Origin of the sequence: Thalassotalea euphylliae (genome assembly GCF_003390395.1) — a bacterium.
Lineage (GTDB): Bacteria > Pseudomonadota > Gammaproteobacteria > Enterobacterales > Alteromonadaceae > Thalassotalea_F > Thalassotalea_F euphylliae_C.
Window position 1 is genome coordinate 3,920,360 of sequence record NZ_QUOV01000001.1, and the last position, 17,853, is coordinate 3,938,212.

Sequence of the window (17,853 nt, forward strand, 5' to 3'; positions counted from 1 at the left end):
CTTACACATACTGGTTATTGGCAAACGAGCTGATCTCGGCCAGCTCGTTTTGCTTGATACAAGCGTTTATCTGCCACATTAATAAGCTCATTTAGCGATTCAACTTGTTCATCAGCAAAGCAAGTGCCGGCACTCACCGTGATGGATGCTTGCTCAGGCGCACTATAGCTCACTAGGCAAGATTGAATCTCCTTATAAATACTGCACACACCCTCATGGCAGCAAATAGTTTCGTCAAGACCGTCAATTAATACCGCAAATTCTTCCCCGCCATAACGATAAACCGCCGCTCCGTTTGGCATAGCTTGACTAAATACCTGCGCCGCCTCTTGCAAGACCTTGTCGCCAGCAACATGACCAAACATATCGTTAAATGCCTTAAAATGATCAATATCGATAAACACTAAGGCAAAGTTTTGATGATGCTCGGTAAATTTTTGCCATAACTTGCGAATATCAGCATCAAAACTTCGTCGATTCTGAATGCCAGTTAGGCCGTCTTCTAACGATACTTGCAATAATTGTTGATTAACACGCGTAAGTTTTTCGGTTTGCAGTTCTACCTGCAGCGCCAACTCTTTATTTAAGTGAAAATCGCGTAACTTTTTATACGCCAGAAACATGACTAGAAATAGTAATGTGAGTGCCGCAAATAAATAGCGCTCTTCAACTGTTTTATTTCGATTCAGTTCTGCCTGATAGGCTTTTTGTTGCTGCACAACCTCAAGTTTTTGCTGCAATTGAAGTGCTTCAGACTCTGCCAGCATAGTATTTAGCTCAGTATTAAACCGATTGCGCTCTAGCGCTTGATAAGCTTGCTCAGCAGCAATTGCTTTTTCTGGCTGCTCAAGTGCAGCTTCAATTAGTGCATTGAGAATGAATAGTGAAGCAAGCGATGACTGGTAATCTAGTTCATTCGCAAGTTTTAACCCCTCGCGCAAATAAAGCTGCGCCTGCAAGGCATCGCCGCGCCAATACCAGGCTTTTGCCAGCACCTGCAAGTTACCAACTAGCGCTTTATTGTGGTCACTTGCTCGACTATGGCTTACCCCTTGTTCTGCGTAAGCTTGTGCCTTAATAGGCAGTTTCATTAACAAGTAAACCTCAGCAATGTTGTGCAACGTCGCGGCTAAGTTATAAGCTTCTTCTTTTTGCTGATAATAGGACAATGACGCCTGTAAACGTGCCAACGCATCCGGCAAGTTTCCGGCGTATTTTAATGCGACACCTAAATCAGCCTGCGCCCTTGCTAGGTCATTGTCATGACCATGCTTTTGATAATACGTTACTGCACTTTCAAGCATAGCTATGGCTTGGTCGAAGCGACGCAGCGAAATATACAAGCCCGCAATATTTGCCCGAACATCGACAGCATCATATTCTGAGCCATGTTTTAAATACAGAGGTTCAGCTTCTAGATAACTAGCGAGTGCCGCTTGTGAGTGCCCTTGGGCGCTTTGTGCCAGCGCTATATTATTTAGCACATTTGCCTGCTGCACTTTATTGCCCGACTGTTCATAGTAAGCTAGCGCTTGCTGATAGTAGGTCAAGGCATTATTAAGATCGCCTTGGTAATAATAAATAATACCGAGCAGTTTCTCGGTTGCAGCCTGTGGCGCGGCAAGTTGGTGCTGTTGGGTATGCTGGTAGGTAATTTGCCCTTTCTTAAGCGCATTGCTAAGCTCACTTTGCCTAAAATAATACATAGTGACGGCATTAAGTGCTTCGAAGCGTTGCTGAGAAGATAACGACGGTTGCGCTAGTAATTGCTCAAATTGTGCTAACTGAGCCGCTTTGTCGAGTTTTTGAATGCTTACCAATCGCCCTTGAAAGTCGAAGGCAAATACCTGAAAAGAAATAAGGGAAAAACAAAAGAATAATGATAAAAACTGCATTGTTTGCCAATAAATGAAAGTGCAACACAGTTTATATATCATTCTATCAAAAAATAATTAACTACTTTTAAGTAGTTGTTTATTAATTATTTGTTGTTGACTGATTAGGTTTTCTGAAGTTGTGCGGCAAACGCTTTGTTAAACCAGTCTTCCAACATACGCTTTTCATACCCTAGCGACTCGGTGCTCGAACGCGTTTTGATATGGTGTAAAAAGTTCATATCTTTCAGCGAAACCTGCTCAGCAGCCAGTGCTTGCTGGTTTGCATCAAGCAGTTGGTAATCAAAGTCTATCTTAGGAAAATGAATTTGGCGCACAATGCGAATTTGTTGAGTTCGGCCAAATTCTACATTGCCAGCTAAATCCAAATTGGTCACGTTTAATTTAAGCTCAAACCCTTCAGGTAATTTAGCGGCGAGCTTAGTCACAAATGTTTCAAGCTCTTTAAACGTGCGCTGCTTAAATCGTTCACGGGATTCATTGGCCGGGCGAATATCGCGATAATCGTCAGGATTCGTCCATTCAACTTTTGCCGTACCCGCATGAACGGAAGTCATACTGGCCGAGACTAACAAGGCAAATAAACTATAAGTGATAGATTTCATGTGCTGTACTCCTATATATAAAACTGAAGAGCATGGCTCAAGTTAGAATTTACTGACAATTTCTTTATCAAACCAATCTTCAAGCATTTGTTTTTCATAAGCAAACGGCTTCATACGATGACTCTGATGTTGGCTGCCAGCCAAAAAAGCTTTCCCTTTAACTTGCGCTTGCTGCTCGGCAATTATCTGGCCGCTTGCATTTTTCAATTGGTAGCTAAACGCCATATTAGGATAGTCGATATCTTTGATAATTCGTACTTGTTGTCCTCTGACAAAGGTAATTCGCCCCGCCAAATCAACTTGGGTGACATCCATATTCAATTGATAGCCCTGCGGTAGCGACTGAGATAGCTCATTTAAATACGCTGATATTTCTTTAAAGAAACGTTGCTGAAAATTCCGCTTAGTTTCGGTCGTTGAGCGCAAATCACGGTACTTTTCAGCGTTACTCCAATTGACCTCTACCTTATTAGGCTGCGCTGAAAAGGCCAATGATGAAAAACTTAACGTCGTACCGACTATTGCTGCAATCACAACTAATTTTGTATGTTTCATTCTTGTACCTACTGCTCTGTTGTACTAATTGTGACCAATAAAAAAGCCGCTGGTTCAGCGGCTTTACAATTAATAACAAAGATTTATTCAGATTCTGAAGGCATAAAGGTTTCAGCATACCATTGGTCAATCATTTGCTTTTCATAACCTAAGGTTTTGTCTTTATAAATATTGGCTGTTGTGGCAATAAAGTCAGGCTTTTTCAAATACGCACCACCCGCTTTAATCACCTGACCAGCGTCATCATATAGCTTGTAAGTAAACTTCATACGTGGGAAGTAAGTGCTAGAAATAAAGCGACGGCGTTGTGTTTTGCTGTCAACGTTCACATAACCAGCTAAATCTAGGTCTCTAACAACAATTTTAAGTGTTTGCGAATCAGGCAGCGATTTAGCGAGTTCACCAAAATTACGCTCTAGATCAGCAAAGGTTGTTGCTCTAAATTGTTCACGACTATTACCACCGGGGTGAATATCACGATAGTTATCAGGCTCGCGCCATTCTACTTCTACTGATGCCGCCAATAACTGACTAGACATGGTTGAGAACAAAATTGCCATCATCATCGCGCCACGAGTACAACGCTGAAAACATGAAGTGAACACAGGGATAAATTGCATCATAGTAAATATAAACGACTGATAAATTGTTATTTCATGCTGAGAAACGATGAAAGAACTGAGTTGACGACGGTAACGGCACGTTGCTCTCGCTGCGCAGGGCTAAAATCTTGATGAACAAAGCCTTGCACTGCACCGCGCCAGATACGCTGATTAGTAATATTATCTTCAATATAGATAAGAAAACTGCCTTTTTCCAAACGTTCAGCACTGCTCAAACCAGGTAATACACCAAACTCTTCACTGATTTTGCTATCAGGAAGGTCTTGCTGTAATGCTAAGCCATAAACAACGGTAAACTCGGCTTGCTCACTATCACTTGGCTGATAGCCTGCGGCTATTAGCGCTTGATTAACAGCTTTACTGTAGCTCTCGTAAATGCTGGCCTGCTCTGCTTGACTAAACGAAGCATTAATAAATTTGGGCGACAACGAAAACTTAGCGCCCTTTGCATAGCTGATGGGCATATCTCGAACTGATGAAATCGCGAGTTGAGATTGCCTAACTTGATCTTTATCTGTTAGCTGAACTGTCTGCACGCAAGCAGAAACCAGTAAAGTACAAAAAAGCATAAGTGGGTAGCACAATTTATTCATTTAACTTCACCAACCCTTTAGATAAAGGCTATCGCACAGCAGAACAATAAAAAAGCACTATCGGCTTAGCATTAATCACACTGGCATTTGCTGCTTAATTAATGCGCGGCATTGTACTGATAATCGTCAAGATTTTCATATTATTTTTGCAACATTATGTACGATTAATGACTCATGCTAGCAATAAGTTAATTAGTTGGTTTTGAAACGTTAAGTTGTGATTTACGTCAAATGTCTATCGGCAAGCTCGTTGTATGCAAATAAGGACTGGAAGGCAAGCAACTGAAGTTAATGTCAGCCCGCCCAAATAAATATTAATAGCAACGAGGGCATTGGTTTGTGAGCGAAATAACAATGCCGCAATCTAAATTCCAGGCAAAAAATTCAAGACAGTAAAAAAAACAGCGAAGCGAGTTTTATCAGTAACAACGCCATAATCAACATCACAGGCACAAATTCAAGGCAATAAAAAACCCGCCGAAGCGGGTTTTATCAAATAGAGTTTTGCACATTTTGCGCAGAATAAAACGCTTTTCTAAACGTTTAACTGCGCTAATTTACGCTGAGAAAAATGGCTAATTCAAGGCAGTTCGAGCGAAGCATACGTTACTTTGTATGTGAGCGAGAACTAACGACGAAGTAGCCGCTTTAATCAAGTAAATTTTACATCATGCCAGGCATACCGCCCATACCACCCATACCGCCCATATCAGGCATAGCAGGAGCAGCTGCATCTTTTTGCGGAGCGTCAGTAACCATTGCTTCAGTGGTTAGCATTAAGCCTGCAACAGAAGCGGCGAATTGTAATGCAGAGCGCGTTACTTTCGCTGGGTCTAAGATACCCATTTCTAACATGTCGCCGTATGAACCGTTACCAGCGTTGTAACCGAAGTTACCTTCGCCGTTGCGTACTTCGTTAAGCACTACAGATGCTTCGTCACCACAGTTAGCAACGATTTGACGTAATGGTGATTCCATTGCACGAACCGCTACGTTGATACCGTGGTTTTGGTCTTCATTGTCGCCTTTAAGTTCTTTGATCTTGTCAGCAACACGTACTAGCGCAACACCACCACCAGCAACTACACCTTCTTCAACTGCAGCGCGAGTTGCGTGAAGTGCGTCGTCAACGCGGTCTTTCTTCTCTTTCATTTCAACTTCAGTTGCAGCACCCACTTTGATTACTGCCACACCGCCAGCTAGTTTTGCTAGGCGTTCTTGAAGTTTTTCTTTGTCGTAATCTGAAGTTGTTTCTTCGATTTGACCGCGAATTTGTGCAACACGACCTTGGATGTCAGCTTCTTCGCCGATACCGTCGATGATGGTTGTGTTGTCTTTCGAGATCACAACTTTCTTCGCTTGACCTAAGTCTTCTAGAGTCGCTTTTTCAAGCTCCATACCGATTTCTTCAGAAATCACAGTACCCGCTGTTAAGATTGCGATGTCTTGAAGCATAGCTTTACGGCGATCACCAAAACCAGGTGCTTTAACCGCTGCTACTTTAACGATGCCGCGCATGTTGTTAACTACAAGTGTTGCTAACGCTTCACCTTCAACATCTTCAGCGATGATCAGTAGTGGCTTACCAGCTTTTGCAACGCCTTCTAATGTTGTTAGCAATTCACGGATGTTTGATACTTTCTTATCAACTAATAAAATGAATGGGTTTTCTAATTCAACCGCACCACTTTCTTGGTTGTTGATGAAGTAAGGCGATAGGTAACCGCGATCGAATTGCATACCTTCAACCACGTCTAATTCGTTTTCTAACGATTGACCTTCTTCAACTGTGATAACGCCTTCAGTACCTACTTTGTCCATTGCTGTTGCAATGATTTCACCAACACTAGTGTCAGCGTTTGCAGAAATAGTACCTACTTGCTCGATTGCTTTGTTGTCAGCACATGGTGTAGAGATCGCTTTTAATTCTTCTACAGCCGCAGCAACCGCTTTATCGATACCACGCTTAAGATCCATTGGGTTCATACCCGCAGCGATTGATTTTAAGCCTTCGTTAACGATTGATTGCGCAAGAACTGTTGCAGTTGTTGTACCGTCACCTGCTTCGTCATTTGCTTTAGACGCTACTTCTTTGACCATTTGAGCGCCCATGTTCTCGAACTTGTCTTCAAGTTCGATTTCTTTTGCCACAGAAACACCATCTTTAGTGATTGATGGGCCGCCAAATGACTTGTCTAATACTACGTTACGGCCCTTTGGACCTAAGGTAACTTTTACTGCATCTGCTAAAACGTTAACACCGTTAAGCATCTTAGCGCGAGCGTCATTACCGAATAATACGTCTTTTGCCATGATATTAATTCCTATCTTTTATCGTCTTATCGCCCTTGGTTGCTGCATGTTGTGCTACAGCAGGTATGGCAATAGTTTATTCACCGCTAATGCTGCATGTTGTGCTACAGCACGCGCGGTAATAATTCGTCAACTTTGCTCGTTATTCTACGATGGCTAAGATGTCGCCTTCGCTAAGAATAAGTACTTCTTCACCGTCGATTTTTTCAGTTTTTACGCCGTAACCTTCGCTAAAGATAACTTGGTCGCCAACTTTAACGTCTAAAGCACGTACTTCACCGTTTTCAAGGATGCGGCCGTTGCCAACTGCAACAACTTCACCGCGCGTAGATTTCTCAGCAGCGCTACCCGTTAATACGATACCGCCAGCAGATTTCGACTCTACTTCTTTGCGTTTGATGATTACGCGATCGTGTAATGGACGAATGCTCATGAATGTTCTCTCCTGAGAATAGTGTTTATGTAAATTGTTGAAGAATTAAATAGGGCCGTATTTTGCCAATACAACCCTGATAATTAAATTTTTTAGTCCTTACGCTCAAACTCACCTTCAATGGTGTTACCTTGCTCAACGTTACCTGTTTTAGTTCGCGCTTTATCAAAAGGATCAGTGTGTTGTTCAAAGCCATGAGGTTGGTCTGAAGTATGATGACTTTGCTGGCGATAGGTAAAGCTCGCACCACCCATACCTTGCATGCCTTGAACGGTTTGCGTTGCTAAGTGCTGCTGCACACTAGCCACTAAACCGCTACGTACTTGTGGGATAAGCAATGATAGACCAAAAGCGTCAGTCACAAAGCCTGGAGTGACTAACAATACGCCCGCAACTAGTAGCAATAAGCCAGCAACAATTTCTTGTGATGGCTCTTCACCCACCGTCATTTTAGTTTGCAAGTTTTGAATAGTCGCGATTCCTTGCGCTTTAACATTCTTTGCCCCCAACCAGGCAGTGATAACCACTATCGCCACTGTTGGCCATGCGCCAATCAGCGAGCCCACTTGCATTAACACCGCAATTTCAATGATGGGAACAATAACAAAAAGAATAAATAAAACTCGGAACATATCAGCGCCTTTTAAATTAGATGAAACTTATATGAGGGTTGTCGGGTCATTTTCAACCACACGATACGCTTGCTGGCTGCATTGCTGGGTTATTCGCGACCTAGTACGATGCATTATTGGCCTAAATATGGTAAAAATAGCCCATTATTTTTGCCTGAAAGAATCGCCACACAGCCATGTTTCAAGTCGTATTATGTAATTGCCCAAGTAGAGTGGTTGCAGAGCAAATTGCCGAGCAACTGGTAACCGAGCAGTTAGTGGCTTGTGTTAATTTGGTGCCGGGGATCACTTCTGTGTATCAATGGCAGGGCAAAATTGAAAAAGAGGATGAAGTGATGCTGCTTATCAAAACAACAGCTGAGATCTTTGACGAGTTATCGGCTCGTATCGAAGCACTCCACCCTTACGAGGTACCGGAAGTTATTGCCCTAGATATCCAGCAAGGCAATAACGCATATTTAGACTGGATTGCAGGTTCGTTAAAGTAGTTTATGAAACAGTTCGCTTTACTCTTATTGACATGGTTTGTGCTTTCACTAGCGCCAACTGATGCAAACGCACAAGACAGTATTTTTGATACCTCAGCGTCAAGCTTGTTTAGCAATGACAATGAGTTCCTAAAAGTAGATGAAGCCTTTGTTTTTGATTTTCACCAAAACAAAGACAAGTTATTAGTCAGCTTTAACGTTAAAGACGGCTACTACTTATATCGCCACCAATTTCGCTTCACTAGCGAAGGGGCAACGCTAGCGGAAGTTGAATTACCTGCTGGTAAAGAGCACGAAGACGAATTCTTTGGCGTTCAACAAATTTTCAATAAAGATGTAGAGTTTACGCTGCCAATTATTGAAGCAGCCGACGGTTCAAGTGTCACCATTCGTTACCAAGGCTGTGCGGAAAAGGGACTTTGCTACCCACCAACCACCAAAACGGTTGATTTAAATGAAGTTAAAGCGAGTGACACGAGCAATGTTTTAGCTGCATTGAACTCGGCGCCAAGCAATGCTGAGACAACACCAAAAGCTAACAGCGAGACGACCACAGCTGGCAGCAGCGAGCAGTTTGAATTATTATCACTACTGCAAAACGAAAGCTTGCTAGTGACTTTAATCGCCTTCTTTACGGGTGGTTTACTGTTGTCATTCACCCCTTGTGTTTTCCCTATGTACCCAATTTTAACGGGTATTATTGTTGGCCAAGGCGATAACTTATCAACGAAACGCGCCTTTAGCCTATCGTTTTTCTATGTGCAAGGTATGGCGATTACCTACACGATTTTAGGTGTTGTTGTAGCCCTCGCTGGCGCCCAATTCCAAGCCATGTTCCAACACCCCGCGGTATTAATTGTCTTGAGTGTGCTATTCGTATTCTTGGCACTTTCTATGTTCGGCATGTTTAACCTAGCGCTACCTGCAAGCTGGCAGAACAAGCTAAACGAGATGAGCAACAAGCAAGAAGGTGGCTCATACACAGGCGTAACGTCAATGGGCGCAATCTCAGGTTTAGTGGCTTCACCTTGTACCACCGCACCATTAACTGGCGCCTTAATCTATATTTCGCAAACTGGCGATATCGTCTTAGGTGCAGCAGCACTATACGCGCTAAGTATTGGTATGGGCTTACCATTGTTAGTACTAGGTAGCTCTGGCGGTAAATTACTGCCGAAGGCCGGCGCTTGGATGAACATCATCAAGAACATCTTTGGTATTTTGCTACTAGCTGTGCCAATTTTCTTATTGGAGCGTTTCTTACCGGTAAGCATTTCTGGTGCGCTATGGTCGCTACTTATTCTAGGTGCCGCTACTTACTTCTATGTAGCGAATCAAAATACCAATAAAAACTTCTGGTATGGTGCGCGTAGCTTAGTGATTTTCCTAGCGCTATTCGTCGGTGCAAACCAGCTTTACAAGCAAGTATTCCCACAACCAGCCGCTGCTGCCAGCAGCCATGAATCTGATGTTAAACACTTTGTTCGTGTGGCAAACCTTGCAGAATTAGAAACGACGATTGCTAAGGCAAATCAGCGTGGTGAAACCGTCATGCTGGATTTGTACGCTGACTGGTGTATCGCGTGTAAAGAATTTGAAGAGTACACATTCCCGAAACCAGAAGTACAAAAAGCACTAACAGATACTCTTCTAGTTCAAATTGATTTAACGGATACAGGCGCTGATAGCTCAGTGGAATTAATGGAACACTTTGATGTGTTCGGCCTCCCATCAATTCTGTTCTTTGATAAGCAAGGTAATGAAGTTAGCAACAAGCGTGTAACCGGTTTTATGGGCGCACCTGAATTTGCTGCTCATGTAAATTCAACATTTAATTAGTTTGAAAGTAACTTAAACGATTAATCGTTTAAAGCTTAATCATTCAAGTAATGAAAAACGCCGAGTTATTGCTAACTCGGCGTTTTTGTTTTGATGCAGACTAATGTCCTTAGGCTTTATTAAGCGACAGTAGCTGTCAGGCTACACCTAACAAGTTATAGCAGCCAATCTATACCTGCCACGCTATACCTGCCATAGAATGGGCGTTTTACCCTGATTAACTAACAATTGATTCGCTTGTGAAAAATGACGGCAACCAAAAAAACCGCGGTGCGCTGATAGTGGCGATGGGTGTGGTGCTTTAAGCACATGGTGCTTACTACCATCAATGGTTTTGCCTTTTTTCTGGGCATGTGAGCCCCACAGCAGAAACACAATCCCTTGCCCGTGATCGCTTAACGTTTGAATTACGCGATCAGTAAATTGTTCCCAGCCTAAGTGTTTATGCGAGTGTGCTTGCCCAGCTTCCACCGTTAATACAGTGTTTAATAACAGCACACCTTGCTCTGCCCATGGTTGCAAATAGCCATGGCTAGGGATCTCGAAACCATCGATATCGGTAGCCAGCTCTTTGTACATATTCACCAACGACGGTGGCGGCTTGATCCCCGGCTTAACCGAAAAACATAGGCCATGTGCTTGATCAGGGCCGTGGTAAGGATCTTGCCCTAAGATGACCACTTTAATATCGTCAAACGCTGGAGTGCGAAAGGCGTTAAAGACTTCGTCTTTCGGTGGATAAATAGTAATGCCTTCAGCACGACGCTGTTCAACATAGGCTAGGGTTTCTTGAAAATAAGGCTGTTGCTTTTCTGCGGCGAGCAGATCAGACCAAGTTGTCATAGATGTATTCTTATTTTGAAATTAATGCTGCTTTGCTTGGGTTTTCCAGTAACCATCAACTAAGCGCTCAGCCAAAAAGGATTTTAATTCAACTTCAGGCACAGGTTTGGAAAAATAGTAGCCCTGAATAATATCACAGTCGTTCATGGTTAAACTACGCAGCTGTGCACCACTTTCAACGCCCTCTGCCACAACAGTAAGGCCAAGATTTTTTACCATCGCAATGGTCGACATAATAATTTGATAATCAGAATGATTTTCTAACATGCCAAAAATAAAGCTTTTATCGATTTTAATGACATCGACAGGCATTTTTTTCAAATAGGCAAGTGAAGAATAACCTGTACCAAAATCGTCGATAGCGAAACTGAAGCCTATTTTTTTCAGGCTGTTCATCACCCCAATCGCAGTATCAATATCAGAAACAAGTGTTTGCTCAGTCAACTCTAGTTCAAAATGCTTCGCAGATAGATTAAAGCGACGCATTAATTGGCGTAAATAATCACTCAAATGTGGGTCTAAAAACTGCATCGCAGATAAATTAATGGCAACGCGCACATCAATCAGCCCCTGCTCTATAAACTCACTGACCAGTTCAAAACAGCGGCGCATCACCCAGTAACCCAACTCAATCATATACTCAGAGTTTTCAAGGATTGGGATAAACTCATCAGGCGGGATCATACCTCGCTCAGGATGGTGCCAGCGTAGTAGCGCTTCAAAACCAATCAGCTTCTTATCTTTCGCACTGAGTTGAGGTTGAAGGCTCAAGCTAAACTGTTGCTTCAATAAGGCTTGGCGCACTTCGCCTTCAAGTTCAACGCGCTGTGCAACTCTCGTGAACATCTCAGGTTTGTATATATGGTATTGCGAGCCGCCACTTTTCTTCGCTTCGTACATGGCAATATCGGCAAAGCTGACTAAGTCTTCCGCTCGTATTGCTTCATTATCGCTATAAACAATACCAATACTGGTTGAAACATAGAAAACACCTGAGCCTATTTTGATTGGAAGTTTAAAGCGACCGAGTATTTCTTGTGCCACCGAAACCGCTTGGTCTACTGAGGCAATTTGCGGCAAGACAATAACAAACTCATCACCACCAAAACGGCATGCCAGATCTGCTTTGTTAATACTGGTGCGAATACGATTAGCTGCTTCTTCAAGTAAACGATCACCTTCACCATGACCATGGCTATCATTGACTTTTTTGAAATCATCTAAATCAAGGAAAAGCACACCGATACCTTCCTTGCTGCGATGTAAACTCGCCACTTGCTTATGTAGCTGAAGATTCAACATATTGCGATTAGGAAGGCCGGTAAGCAAATCATACATGGCAATATTTTCAAGCTCTTGGGTTTTTTGCTCAACTTCCATATTCAATTGCTCAAGTTCAAAACTTAAGTCTTGTGCAGCATTGGCTACAATATCTAACTCGTCCACAAACAAGCTACGTCGCTTTAACGGTACTTTCCTGAACTCATTAAACTCTCTGCGCGACAGCATTGGCAGTGCATTAGCAAGATTAATAAGACGGCGCGCAAATGGGCTTGTCACGAAGAAGACCAAGAGCGCCAACGTAATAAAGATAAATAGCTCAGTCACTAAGAAATAATTGCGATAATTCTCATTCTTTTCCTTGAAGTCACTGACATCATCTATAAGCACTAAAAAATATTCGCGTGTCGATGTGGTCGCAAGCGGCATAAAATTTAACAAATAATGTGAATGGTTTTGACTAAGCTGAATGCCTTCATCCATCACCTGCGCGAGCGGAAGTTGCTCTGGATGCTGGGCAAACAACTTTTTAAGTTGCGCTTGATTGGAAGCAGAAATAAAAGACACTTGTTGCAAAGACAGGGTTTGGCTAGACGGCAAGCTGATCACCGCAACATTACTATTCAAACTTTGATGCAGCGAAAAGATAATGTCGATTAACGATGCCGACATTGTAACCACCGCGATTTTGCCATTTTCGTTGATCACCGGAACGCTAGTAAAAAGCTGACAATCAACTTGGCAGTCTATAGTACTAAGCGGCTCTTGCATTCGTAACACTTCATTAGCGTGTTCACGAACAAGCCTTGGCGTGCTCTCTGGTGATAACCAAAGGGTTTGTAAATTTTCGTCAATCAACCATAGATTTTCTACGTTTAAATGTAATTGTAAAGCATAGAACTGCTCAGCAACCGCATTGGTTAACGCATCAAAGTTTGGTCTTTCATTGACACCAACAATATCAGAGAAAGACTCGACCCAAATACGAAGCTGGTTATCGAGCCGTGCTTTCTCAACACTGAACTGCGCACTGCCCAAGTTCAGCTTATCGCGCTGAAACTGAGTAAATTCTTGTTCCAGCCGCCACAAAGAAAGGCTTGAAAAGCCAGCACTCACCAGCAGCAAGGTACCAACAATTAATGCCAGTAGTTTTAATGGAACACTAATAAACGTGCGATTCATTTTAGAACCAATACATAAGTTGAGCAGACCAAAGTTGCCAGTGTTTGTCGTTGTTTATCGCGGTATTAGGCACAACAACAGGGGTTAACCGTGCCGTTCCCTCAAACCAATGGTGCTCTAATTGCAACTCTAGGTGTTCTGCTAGGCGTATCGACAGCCCCACGACAGTATCATGCTGATAGCCAAAATAATGAGGTATTTGTCCACCCGTATTTTCCGTCAACTGGTTTCCTCTTCGGTCATCTTTATTCGCATAAAAGCGCTCCAACCTCGCTAATAAGCGCGTATTTTCATTGAGTAAGTAGCGAGATTGAACAAAGAATCCTTGTCCGAAATTATCTTGTCGAAAGTTTTCACTATAGAATCCTTCCAGTAAAAACCGCTCTTGAATGATTTCTCCGCTAAATTCCCATAATTCACCTTCATACCTGCCATTGAGCAAATATCGCTGAAAAATAATGGTCGCATCACGGAAGCTATCGTTTTGACCTTTATCGTAGGTAAACTCGCTGTCGAGTGCGGCAATGCCAAAGCGCCATTGACTATTTTGAGGCTGCCAGAAAATGCTACCTTGATAATCAAGGTCATGATTCATCCGCCCCGTCGCCAGCTCGCTTAAAATAATTTCAGTCTGTTTATCCGAGATACTTGATGTGCCATAACTGAGGTTAAAGTCAAAATCGCCCCAAGTTGCATGGTTTTGTTTATAGGAAAGTGCTACGCCGTCGCCACCTACGGCAATATCGCGAAAACCATCAAAATAAATAGCCTGCGGCAACACAATACTCGGTCTGGTCATAGGTACGTCACGCGTGCTCGAGTAAAGCCAGTGATAATTTTTATAGCGCCCTAAATAAAGGTTTAGTTGGCTTTCTGGTGTCTGAAATACTGACCAATCAAAGAGGGCATAATCAATTCTGCCACCTTCTGCTAGTCGGTTGCCGGCGTTCAAGTAAACAGCTTGGCCTGCAAATCTGAGTTGCTCATTTATTTGGTAGGAAATATTGAAACCAATTTCGGTTAATTCTGCTGACACATCTTGATCATCATTAACAAAATCACTGCCCTGCGATTTTGCGATGCCTTGAGCGATAAACCCATGAAATTGCACATTTTGTTGTTCATCAGCCCAACTGGTTGCAGTTGCGAGGGCTAGGCTTAGCGCCAACATCTTTCGGGCTTTAATTAATGATTTCAATAACATGCAAGCCTCCTTGTTCTGCAATGTTTTCGCCATAGCCAATGGCGCCTGGCGTATTTTTTACCTCAGCGAGTAAGGTTTCGAGATCTTTCACTACAATTGGCGCACTCCCAACGCCGGAAAAGATCATCTTGTTCCAAATTCTGTCTAACTGATAAGGAAATATCTTTAATATTTCTTTTGAGAATCGCTGGTGAATTGGATTATTGCTGGCAAGCACAAATACCACGATCGGCTGACCATCAGGCCAACGAGTGATACGCTTTGAAAAAATCCTTCTAAGCTCAAGCTTAGACAGCTTAGTGTGTTCAACTGATGGATTCACCACAGCTGAAACGTCTGCTGCTAACGAAGAAGCAGAAAATAAAGCGAGGAAAACAACGAGGATAATTAGCTTGTTAATAACAACGTCCTTGTGTACTTCACTATTTTAACGGGATAGCAAAAACGCTACACGTACTGCTCCACAATTGGTTGATAATCAAACAATTAAATGCGAGCAATTAAGCTAATTGTAGTTAATTTACTCGACCGCGCAAAGCGTTTTGTATACTTCAGTGATTAGACCAGTATTTTGCTGCTATATTCGGCGAAATCACTATAATGTGACGAAAATTAATTTTTAAGGTGATTTTTTGTTCAACCCTGTTTTCATCTTAAATGCTTTGTGACAATATCAACACATAGCAACAATTTACGACATATTTAAGAAAGATGACTGCAAAATTTAATATTTTGGTACTAAACGGCCCTAATTTGAACATGCTAGGTAAGCGTGAGCCCGATGTATATGGGCACGAAACACTAGCAGAAATCATGGCAAGTTTAACCCAAGCAGCCGAGCAGAAAGATATTAACCTTACGCACTTTCAATCAAATGCTGAAGGTGACTTGATTGATAGAATTCATCAGTCATTCGAAAAAATTGATTTGATCATTATTAACCCTGCAGCTTATACCCATACAAGTGTTGCGCTGCGCGATGCGCTTTTATCAGTGAGTATTCCTTTTATTGAAGTACACCTGTCAAATGTCCATCAGCGTGAAGTATTTAGACACCATTCTTACTTTTCCGATATTGCCGTTGGTGTGATATGTGGATTGGGTAGCCAGGGATATTTTTATGCGCTTGAAAGCGCGAATAAACAATTACTTAAGTCAGCATCAAGTTAACTACTTAGGCGCTGGCGATACACAAGAATCCACACGCGACAACAAGGTGTAAACATGGATATTAGAAAAATCAAAAAACTGATCGAACTCGTTGAAGAATCAGGTATTAATGAAATTGAAATTTCTGAAGGCGAAGAATCTATTCGCATTAACAAAGGCGGCACTATGGTGGCAGCCCCAGTTATGCAAGCTGCGCCAATGGCAGCGCCTGCGCCAGTAGCACCAGCTGCTGCACCAGCCACGGCGCCTGCAGAAGCTGCAAGTGCACCGGCGGCACTTTCTGGTCACATCGTACGCTCACCTATGGTAGGTACTTTCTACGCTTCTCCATCACCAGATGCACCGTCATTTGTTGAAGTAGGCCAACATGTTAACGCTGGCGATACGCTATGTATTGTTGAAGCAATGAAAATGATGAACCAAATTGAAGCAGATAAGTCTGGTGTCATTAAAGAGATCTTAGCGCACAACGAAGACGCTATTGAATTTGACCAACCGCTATTCATCATTGAATAAGCCCAACCATTAAGGGTAATTTCATGTTAGAAAAAGTTGTTATCGCCAACCGAGGAGAAATTGCACTGCGTATTTTGCGTGCGTGTAAAGAACTCGGTATTAAAACGGTAGCGGTGCATTCAACAGCAGATCGTAATCTAAAGCACGTTCTACTCGCTGATGAAACCATTTGTATTGGTAAAGCACCTGCAACTGAAAGCTACTTAGATATTCCAAGCATTATCACGGCCGCAGAAGTCACCAACGCCGTAGCCATTCACCCTGGCTATGGTTTCTTAGCGGAAAACGCTGACTTTGCCGAGCAGGTTGAACAATCAGGCTTCACCTTTATTGGCCCGAAAGCAGAAAGCATTCGCATCATGGGTGATAAAGTGGCCGCTATTCGCGCCATGAAAGCTGCTGGCGTCCCTTGCGTACCAGGTTCCGATGGCCCATTAACTGACGATAATGAAGCTAACCTTGCTCATGGTAAACGCATCGGTTACCCAGTGATCATCAAAGCCTCTGGTGGTGGTGGTGGCCGTGGTATGCGTGTAGTTCGCGAAGAATCTGAACTACTTGATGCCATTCAATTAACCAAAACTGAAGCACGCCAAGCATTCAACAACGACATGGTTTACATGGAGAAATTTCTTGAAAACCCACGTCACGTTGAAATTCAAGTGATCGCTGATGGCCAAGGGAATGCGATTCATTTAGGTGAGCGTGACTGTTCAATGCAGCGTCGCCACCAGAAGGTTGTAGAAGAAGCACCTGCACCTGGTATTACTCCAGAAATGCGCGCTAAAATTGGTGAACGTTGCTGCAATGCTTGTATCGAAATTGATTACCGCGGTGCAGGTACATTCGAATTCCTATACGAAAATGGCGAGTTCTACTTTATTGAAATGAACACCCGTATTCAGGTAGAGCACCCTGTAACTGAAATGATCACAGGTGTTGACTTGATCAAAGAGCAACTGCGCGTTGCTGCAGGTCAGCCGCTTTCATACACCCAAGACGATATCAAAATTGCGGGCCATGCAATTGAGTGTCGTATCAATGCTGAAGACCCACGCACTTTTATTCCTTCACCGGGTAAAATCACTCGCTTCCACCCACCAGGTGGCTTAGGCGTTCGTTGGGACTCTCACATTTACGCAGACTACTCAGTACCGCCGCATTACGATTCGATGGTTGGCAAGTTAATCACCTACGGTGACAACCGCGCTGTAGCAATTGCTCGCATGCGCAATGCGTTAAACGAGTTAGTGGTAGATGGCATTAAAACTAACATTGCACTTCACCAAGACATTTTAAGTGATGAAGGCTTTGTTAACGGTGGTGCGAATATTCACTACCTTGAAAAGAAACTGGCTGAGCAAGAATAACGCTCATTCACCTATTGTTTCTTGATAAAAAACGCTAACTTAGGTTAGCGTTTTTTGTTAGTGAAGCGCAGGATAAGATTACGTATACTGCTGCCTACCCAGAATGAGTGCCAAGAATGTCTGAAGAAACGACAGTGATGCCTATACAAGAACAATTTGAAAAGCCAAACCCGCCAGCAGATGACGACTGTTGTGGTGGCGGTGCCTGTTGCCCTTGTGTTTGGGATGAGTACTACGAAAAGTTGCAAAAGTGGCGTATTCAGCAGGCGCAGCTTAGAGCACAAGAAGCCAAAGGCTAAACCTCCCCACTT

The 17,853-nt window shown here is 42.9% G+C and carries 18 protein-coding genes; 6 read left to right on the top strand and 12 right to left on the bottom strand.

The window, feature by feature from the left end:
• Positions 1–14: 14 nt before the first annotated feature.
• The 8 genes from DXX92_RS17180 to DXX92_RS17215 form a co-directional block, all read right to left on the bottom strand.
• A complete protein-coding gene (locus tag DXX92_RS17180; RefSeq protein WP_181901780.1) occupies positions 15–1,895 on the bottom strand; it encodes a diguanylate cyclase in 1,881 nt (626 codons plus the stop codon).
• A gap of 104 nt (positions 1,896–1,999) precedes the next feature.
• Complete coding sequence (locus DXX92_RS17185) at positions 2,000–2,500, bottom strand: DUF3016 domain-containing protein (RefSeq protein WP_116001872.1); 501 nt, start codon at positions 2,498–2,500, stop codon at positions 2,000–2,002.
• Positions 2,501–2,542: 42 nt separating this feature from the next.
• Complete coding sequence (locus tag DXX92_RS17190) at positions 2,543–3,055, bottom strand: DUF3016 domain-containing protein (RefSeq protein ID WP_116001874.1); 513 nt, start codon at positions 3,053–3,055, stop codon at positions 2,543–2,545.
• Positions 3,056–3,138: 83 nt separating this feature from the next.
• The gene (locus tag DXX92_RS17195) at positions 3,139–3,678 is read right to left on the bottom strand and encodes a DUF3016 domain-containing protein (RefSeq protein WP_116001876.1); all 540 of its coding nucleotides are present in this window, start codon (positions 3,676–3,678) and stop codon (positions 3,139–3,141) included.
• 26 nt (positions 3,679–3,704) lie between these two features.
• Positions 3,705–4,271, bottom strand: a complete 567-nt coding sequence (locus DXX92_RS17200) for a DUF4136 domain-containing protein (RefSeq protein ID WP_116001878.1) — start codon at positions 4,269–4,271, stop codon at positions 3,705–3,707.
• Between the two features lie 663 nt (positions 4,272–4,934).
• Positions 4,935–6,587, bottom strand: coding sequence for a chaperonin GroEL (gene groL, locus DXX92_RS17205; RefSeq protein WP_116001880.1), 1,653 nt, complete (start codon positions 6,585–6,587; stop codon positions 4,935–4,937).
• A gap of 139 nt (positions 6,588–6,726) precedes the next feature.
• Positions 6,727–7,017, bottom strand: a complete 291-nt coding sequence (locus DXX92_RS17210) for a co-chaperone GroES (protein ID WP_116001882.1) — start codon at positions 7,015–7,017, stop codon at positions 6,727–6,729.
• A 92-nt stretch (positions 7,018–7,109) separates the two neighbouring features.
• The gene (locus tag DXX92_RS17215) at positions 7,110–7,649 is read right to left on the bottom strand and encodes an FxsA family protein (RefSeq protein ID WP_116001884.1); all 540 of its coding nucleotides are present in this window, start codon (positions 7,647–7,649) and stop codon (positions 7,110–7,112) included.
• A gap of 176 nt (positions 7,650–7,825) precedes the next feature.
• Here DXX92_RS17215 and cutA point away from each other — a divergent pair, with 176 nt between their 5' ends.
• Positions 7,826–8,137 carry a divalent-cation tolerance protein CutA gene (gene cutA / locus DXX92_RS17220; RefSeq protein WP_116001886.1) on the top strand — a complete coding sequence of 104 codons (312 nt, stop codon included), beginning with the start codon at positions 7,826–7,828 and terminating at the stop codon, positions 8,135–8,137.
• A 3-nt stretch (positions 8,138–8,140) separates the two neighbouring features.
• Positions 8,141–9,976, top strand: coding sequence for a protein-disulfide reductase DsbD (locus DXX92_RS17225; protein WP_116001888.1), 1,836 nt, complete (start codon positions 8,141–8,143; stop codon positions 9,974–9,976).
• Positions 9,977–10,159: 183 nt separating this feature from the next.
• On the opposite strand, the gene ung is transcribed toward DXX92_RS17225, so the two are convergent.
• From ung to DXX92_RS17245, 4 genes are read right to left on the bottom strand one after another with little or no spacing between them, the layout of a single operon-like run.
• Positions 10,160–10,819 (bottom strand): uracil-DNA glycosylase, encoded by a 660-nt coding sequence (gene ung / locus DXX92_RS17230; protein WP_116001890.1) that lies wholly within the window; start codon positions 10,817–10,819, stop codon positions 10,160–10,162.
• A 21-nt stretch (positions 10,820–10,840) separates the two neighbouring features.
• Positions 10,841–13,282, bottom strand: a complete 2,442-nt coding sequence (locus tag DXX92_RS17235) for a bifunctional diguanylate cyclase/phosphodiesterase (protein ID WP_116001892.1) — start codon at positions 13,280–13,282, stop codon at positions 10,841–10,843.
• Between the two features lies 1 nt (position 13,283).
• Positions 13,284–14,486, bottom strand: a complete 1,203-nt coding sequence (locus tag DXX92_RS17240) for a hypothetical protein (protein ID WP_116001894.1) — start codon at positions 14,484–14,486, stop codon at positions 13,284–13,286.
• On the bottom strand, positions 14,464–14,811 hold the full coding sequence (locus DXX92_RS17245; protein WP_116001896.1) for a hypothetical protein: 348 nt from the start codon (positions 14,809–14,811) through the stop codon (positions 14,464–14,466). Before DXX92_RS17245 ends, DXX92_RS17240 begins: the two co-directional genes overlap by 23 nt.
• Positions 14,812–15,197: 386 nt before the next feature.
• Between DXX92_RS17245 and aroQ the strand changes: the two genes are divergently transcribed.
• The 4 genes from aroQ (at position 15,198) to DXX92_RS17265 (ending at position 17,841) form a co-directional block, all read left to right on the top strand.
• Positions 15,198–15,656 carry a type II 3-dehydroquinate dehydratase gene (gene aroQ / locus DXX92_RS17250; RefSeq protein ID WP_116001897.1) on the top strand — a complete coding sequence of 153 codons (459 nt, stop codon included), beginning with the start codon at positions 15,198–15,200 and terminating at the stop codon, positions 15,654–15,656.
• Positions 15,657–15,710: 54 nt separating this feature from the next.
• Positions 15,711–16,172, top strand: a complete 462-nt coding sequence (gene accB / locus DXX92_RS17255) for an acetyl-CoA carboxylase biotin carboxyl carrier protein (RefSeq protein ID WP_116001899.1) — start codon at positions 15,711–15,713, stop codon at positions 16,170–16,172.
• A gap of 23 nt (positions 16,173–16,195) precedes the next feature.
• Positions 16,196–17,542 (top strand): acetyl-CoA carboxylase biotin carboxylase subunit, encoded by a 1,347-nt coding sequence (accC, locus tag DXX92_RS17260; protein WP_116001901.1) that lies wholly within the window; start codon positions 16,196–16,198, stop codon positions 17,540–17,542.
• A 116-nt stretch (positions 17,543–17,658) separates the two neighbouring features.
• On the top strand, positions 17,659–17,841 hold the full coding sequence (locus tag DXX92_RS17265) for an oxidoreductase-like domain-containing protein (protein WP_245961518.1): 183 nt from the start codon (positions 17,659–17,661) through the stop codon (positions 17,839–17,841).
• Positions 17,842–17,853 lie beyond the last annotated feature (12 nt).